General features: G+C 75.2%; 5 protein-coding genes. 1 reads left to right on the top strand and 4 read right to left on the bottom strand.

Annotated elements, in window-relative coordinates:
- Nucleotides 1-81: 81 nt before the first annotated feature.
- From ACFV20_RS35890 to ACFV20_RS35875, 4 genes are all read right to left on the bottom strand, one after another.
- Nucleotides 82-1185 (bottom strand): GNAT family N-acetyltransferase, encoded by a 1104-nt coding sequence (locus ACFV20_RS35890; protein WP_385665188.1) that lies wholly within the window; start codon nucleotides 1183-1185, stop codon nucleotides 82-84.
- Nucleotides 1186-1283: 98 nt separating this feature from the next.
- Nucleotides 1284-1667 carry a hypothetical protein gene (locus ACFV20_RS35885; protein ID WP_385665185.1) on the bottom strand — a complete coding sequence of 128 codons (384 nt, stop codon included), beginning with the start codon at nucleotides 1665-1667 and terminating at the stop codon, nucleotides 1284-1286.
- 308 nt (nucleotides 1668-1975) lie between these two features.
- The gene (locus tag ACFV20_RS35880) at nucleotides 1976-3043 is read right to left on the bottom strand and encodes an LLM class flavin-dependent oxidoreductase (RefSeq protein WP_385665182.1); all 1068 of its coding nucleotides are present in this window, start codon (nucleotides 3041-3043) and stop codon (nucleotides 1976-1978) included.
- Nucleotides 3043-3549, bottom strand: coding sequence for an SRPBCC family protein (locus tag ACFV20_RS35875; RefSeq protein WP_385665179.1), 507 nt, complete (start codon nucleotides 3547-3549; stop codon nucleotides 3043-3045). Before ACFV20_RS35875 ends, ACFV20_RS35880 begins: the two co-directional genes overlap by 1 nt.
- Before the next feature lie 312 nt (nucleotides 3550-3861).
- Between ACFV20_RS35875 and ACFV20_RS35870 the strand changes: the two genes are divergently transcribed.
- Nucleotides 3862-5214 (top strand): diacylglycerol/lipid kinase family protein, encoded by a 1353-nt coding sequence (locus ACFV20_RS35870; protein ID WP_385665191.1) that lies wholly within the window; start codon nucleotides 3862-3864, stop codon nucleotides 5212-5214.
- Nucleotides 5215-5301 lie beyond the last annotated feature (87 nt).

The raw sequence follows: 5301 nt of genomic DNA, 5'->3' as shown, positions 1-5301 counted from the left end.
GGGCGGCCGGGCCCGGGCGCCGGCGCCGGGGGGCGCGGGCGCCCCCCGGCGGGGCGGGGGCGCGGGGCCCCCGGCCCGGCATCAGCCGCCGCGCAGGCGGCCCACCTCCTCGAGCGTCCGTGCCGCGGCGCCCGCCAGGCGGGGCCGGCCGCGGACGAAGCGGCGGGCGGCCCGGGCGGGCTCGCGGCCCAGCCAGTGGACGGCTCCACCCGGCACCGGCCGCACCACCGCCCCTTCGTACACCCGCAGGTCGCGGGTCTTGAGCGACTCCTTGTAGCGGGCCGGGCCGCTGCCCAGGTCGACGGTCTCGATACCGTCGGCCGCCGCGGCCTGAAGCATCCGCAACTGCAGCACCAGCCCGGGGGAGTACTTGGCGTACGCCCGGTCGTACGCCGGGAACCACCAGGACAGCACCGTGCGCGAGCGCAGCCCCAGGTGCGCGGCAACCGGCCGCCCGGCGGCGTACAGCACGGACAGCACGGCGCGGCACTCCGGCTCCTCGCTCTCGCCGAGCAGCCCCACCAGCCGCGTGATCCACTCCTGCGCGAAGCGGTCCCGGCGGCCGGTCCGCCGGTACTGGGCCGACTTCCACGCCATCAGCGCCCGCAGCGCCCCCGGGTCCCGGGCGTCGTACACGAACCGCACCTCGCCGACCTGCCGGGCCAGCCTGCGCTCCTTGGCCAGGGTCTGTCTGAGGAAGCCCGGCGAGCGCGCCCGCAGGTGGTCCGTGTACGCCTCGAAGCCCCCGACGAGGTCGACCACCGGGGAGGCGAGCTCCTCGACCGCGTGCGGAGAGAACACCCCCTGACCGGCCTCCAGGTTGTCGAACTCGAAGGACGACAGCCCGCACACCCGCAGCAGCCTCCGGGCGTCCGGTCTGATCCCCGGGCGTAACACGGCTCCCTGACTGTCGGACACCCCCAGCCCCACGGCCCGGCCCCGGCCCCACGCCCCCACCTCGTAGGGGAAGAACCCCACCGGGGATCCGTCGTCCTGCAGCACCGCCACACGGGCACCCGGCCTGACCCGCCCCACCGCCATGGTGAACGCCGGGTCGAGAAAGGGGTTCGCCGGTGCGCCGCACTCCGTCCGGATCTCCCGCCACATCTTCCGGTCGCTCGGGCCGAGTTCGTCCGGCCGCAGAACGAGAACGCGCTTTCCAGGCAACTCTGCCTCCTGTGTCATCGGCATGGGGACACATGAAGGCCTGCACATCACCGCGACGCGGTGCCCGGGCAGTACTCAGGCCGCACGGGGGCAGGCGCTGGGCGTACTGCCGTCTCTCAGCAGCGCAACGTCCGCGACCGTGCGGCGCTCGGGGCGGATGCCGCCGCCCCCGGACACAGGAGGGGGCCGGCGGGGCGCGGCTTCGTGCCGCTCCGGCCCGCCACGGCCGCCCCGGCCGGCACCGGGCCGGCGCTCGCCGCCCCCGCGCTGCGCGGCGTGCGTGCCGCCGGGTGCCGGACCGACGGCTCGTCCTCGCACGGACACGGCTCCTCCGCGCCCTCGGCCCCGTCGCCCGAGGCCGCGCCGGGAAGCGCCGCGTCCACCTCTGCCGTGACCGCCGCGGCCGGGCGCCCCTCGCCCGCGAGCCCGGGAACGGCGAGGTGCAGCACCAGCAGACAGGCCACCAGGCCCACCATCGCTGCCCAACGTCGCCGCACCATCAGACCCCTGACCTGCGTTCCGGCGGGGGAGTACGGACTTGACTCGCCCTCAGGGCCGGCACCGGACCAGACCCCCGACACGGCCGGCTGCGCTTCCAGTAGGCCGAGCCCGGCTCCGCCCCGTCAACCCCCGGTGTGACGATTCGTCCCTCTCGGCCGCTTGCCGCCGGAAATCCAACGGAAAGGTCCGGCTGGCGAGGGGTGTTCACCGGCCGGCGCTCAGCCCCTCGCCCGGCGCTGTCACAGTGGCCGCGGCCCGCATGGAGCCGCCTGGTCGTTCGCGTCGGCCGGCGATCAGCCTGGGGAGCCTACCCGCCCGTCCCGTCGGCCCGGGTCCCGTGGACCAGTTCGATCGCCCGGCCGAGCGTGTCGAGCCGGTCGTCGAGGGTGTCGCCGGCCGGGTACAGGCGGACCGTGTCCACCCCGACGTCGCACCAGACGCGCAGGCGCCGCCGCACCATCTCCTCCGTGCCGATGAGCGTCGTGGCCAGCACCATCTCGTCGGTGACGAGCCCGGCCGCACCGTCGCGGTCACCGGCCTGCCAGCGCCGGCGGACCTCCTCGGCCACCTCGGCCCAGCCCTGCCGGCTGTAGGCACGGTTGTAGAAGTTGGTCGACGCGGACCCCATGCCGCCCAGGCTGAAGGCGAGTTCCTTCTTCCGGCCCGCGACCATCGCGGCCAGCGCCTCCTCGTCCCGGGCGAACGCGACCTCGGCGCCCTGGCAGACGTCGATGTTGGCGCGGTCACGGCCGGCGGCGGCCAGCCCCTCGTCCAGAGGCGCGAAGTAGGCCTCGCCGGCGCCCTCCGGGACGAAGCTGGTGCCGAGCCACCCGTCCGCGACCTGCCCGGTCAGCCGCAGCATGGCGGGCGACAGCGCCGCCAGATAGACGGGAACGGGGTGTTCGGCGCGCAGGGACAGGCGCATCGGGACCGCCTCCCCGCCGGGCAGTGGAATGCCGAACTCGGAACCGGAGTAGGCGATTTTGCCGCCCGTGACCGCCTGCCGGACGATCTCCACCGTCTCGCGCACCCGCGCCAGGGGACGGGCGAACGGCACCCCGTGCAGGCCCTCCATCACCTGCGGGCCGGACGGGCCCAGCCCGAGCAGGAACCGCCCGCCGGACAGGTTCGACAGGGTGATGGCCGTCTGCGCCAGGGCGACCGGTGTGCGCGTGCCGACCTGCATGACCCCGGAGCCGAGCAGCATGCGCTCGGTGCGGGCCGCGTAGAAGCCCAGCGCGGAGGGGGCGTCGGAACCCCAGGCCTCGGCCACCCAGCAGATGTCCAGCCCCAGCTTCTCCGCCTCCACCACGAAGTCGGCCTGCCGGGTCCAGGAGCCGAGGGCCGCCGCCTCGACGGTCGTCGCCGCGCGCATCACGCCTCCACCCGCCGCCGGATGTGCTCCAGCGTGGCGGTCATGCCGCGCTCGAACTCCCGCAGCCGTACGAACACGATCTTCTGCTCCTTCTCCGGCATGGCGTCGATCGCGAACGACAGGCCCGAGCGCCCGGGCCCCATGCGCATCCACTGCGACAGCTCGGTGCCGCCGTCCCTGGGTTCCAGCGCGAACCGCCACAGGGCGCTGGGCTCCGCGGGATCTCCGACCGCCCAGGCGAACACGCGCTCCGCCTCGCACGCGACCACCGTCGAGACCGTCTCCCACTCGCCGAACCGCTCGTGCCTGCTCCGGCCGACGAACCGGGCCCCGACGGCCGGACCGGACGCGTCCCCGGCCCACCGCGCGGACTGCAGCTCCTCGCTCATCTCGGGCATCCGTGTCACGTCCGACACCAGTGCCCACACTCTCCCCGGCGGAGCGGCGACCCATGTCGTCACCTCGACCGTCGGTTGATCCGCGTACCGCGCGCCCGTCCACTCCATCGCGTGCCGGCCTCCTCGTCGACAGGGATTGCCGAAACAGAGTTGCGTAATGAGACTGAACAGGTCAAGGGCGAGAGCGTCGAGAAGGAGTGAGCCGGCCGGCCGATCCGGGCCGGTGCGCGGACCCGCGCCCGCGGGGCCGCGTACGCTACGGATGGCTCCGCCCCGGGGATCTTCACGTCCCGCGTACCCCACGGCGGCGGAGTCGTCCGGGATGGCGGTGGCGGAGCCGACGTGCCGACGGGCACCATGGTCGCGGCGGGACGCGGTCTCGGACGTCCGTCCGCGCCGGCCTTCGAGCGGAGGGACGAGATGGGATCGGCGATGGACGAGCGGTTTCACCGCCGGCAGAGGTGGGCCGCCCGGGGCGCCCTGACAGCGGCCGCGCTGGCGGCCTTGCTGCCGCTCGTCTCCGGCGGTCTGCGAGGTCTGCTCCTGCTCGTGGCGGGCCTCGCGGGCCTCGCCCTGACGGCGGCGGCCCTCTGGTGGGTGCTGTCGCGGCGCGGAGTGGTCCGCATCGCGTCGGCCGCGCTGGCCGTCATCGCGCCCGTCGGCCTCATCACCCTCTTCGCCACCGCCAATCTGCTCTGGGTGGTCTTCGTGTCCCTGCTCCTGTGGTGCGGGGCGGTCTGGAGCGGCCGCTACGCCCTGCGCAGCACGGGCCTGCGGACCGTACGCGTGAAGGAGTACCGCACGCCGCCGCCCCTGCGCCCCTTCCTGCTGCTCAACCCGCGCTCCGGCGGCGGCAAGGTCGAGAAGTTCAACCTGCGGGAGAAGGCCGAGTCCCTGGGCGCCCAGGTCGTGCTGCTCGACCCGGAGCAGCACCAGGACGTCACCGCCCTGGCCAAGGCCGCCGTGGCCGACGGAGCCGACCTCCTGGGCGTCGCGGGCGGCGACGGCACCCAGGCCCTGGTCGCCGCCGTCGCCGCGGAACACGGACTGCCGTTCCTCGTCATCGCCGCCGGTACGCGCAACCACTTCGCCATGGACCTGGGCCTGGACCGCGACGACCCCGCCGCCTGTCTCGACGCCCTCACCGACGGCGTCGAACTCCGCGTCGACCTCGGCTTCGCCGACGACCGGCCCTTCGTCAACAACGCCTCGTTCGGCGTGTACGGGGCCGTCGTGCAGAGCCCCGGCTATCGCGAGGACAAGGTCGGCGCCGCCCTGGACCGGCTGCCCGACCTGCTCACCCGGCAGAGCGGCCCGCGCCTGACGGCCACCGCCGACGGCACCACCGTCGCCGATCCGCAGGCGATCCTGGTCAGCAACAACGCCTACCGCATGGACGACCCCTTCGGCTTCGGCCGTCGCGAGCGGCTCAACTCGGGGCGGCTCGGCGTGCTCGCCGTACGGGTGGACAGTGCCGTGGAGGCGGCCGAACTCCTGCTGTCCCCGCGCCCGGAGGGGCTGACCGTGCTCACCGCCCAGCGCGTCGTCGTCGACGCCGACACGCCGGAGCTGGAGGTCGGCCTCGACGGTGAGCCGGTCGTCATGCCGTCCCCGGTCCACTGCCGCATCGCACGCCGCGCCCTGCGCGTCCGGGTGCCGCGTGACCGTCCGGGAGTGCCCGAGGCGCCCCCGCGCCTCGACTGGCGCCGGCTGCGGAAACTGGCGGCGGCGGTCGGCCGCACCGCCGTACACGCGCACTCCCGGCGCACCTGAGCACCGGTCTCGGGCGCGCACGCGGGAGGTCCCCCACCCGGGGTGGGGTGGGGGGGGGGCCGGGGGGGGGGGCGCGCCCCCCCCCCC

The sequence above is a fragment of the Streptomyces sp. NPDC059696 genome, assembly GCF_042733745.1.
Lineage (GTDB): Bacteria > Actinomycetota > Actinomycetes > Streptomycetales > Streptomycetaceae > Streptomyces.
The sequence above is the reverse complement of the archived record's forward strand: the minus strand, read 5'-3'. Positions and strand labels throughout refer to the sequence as shown.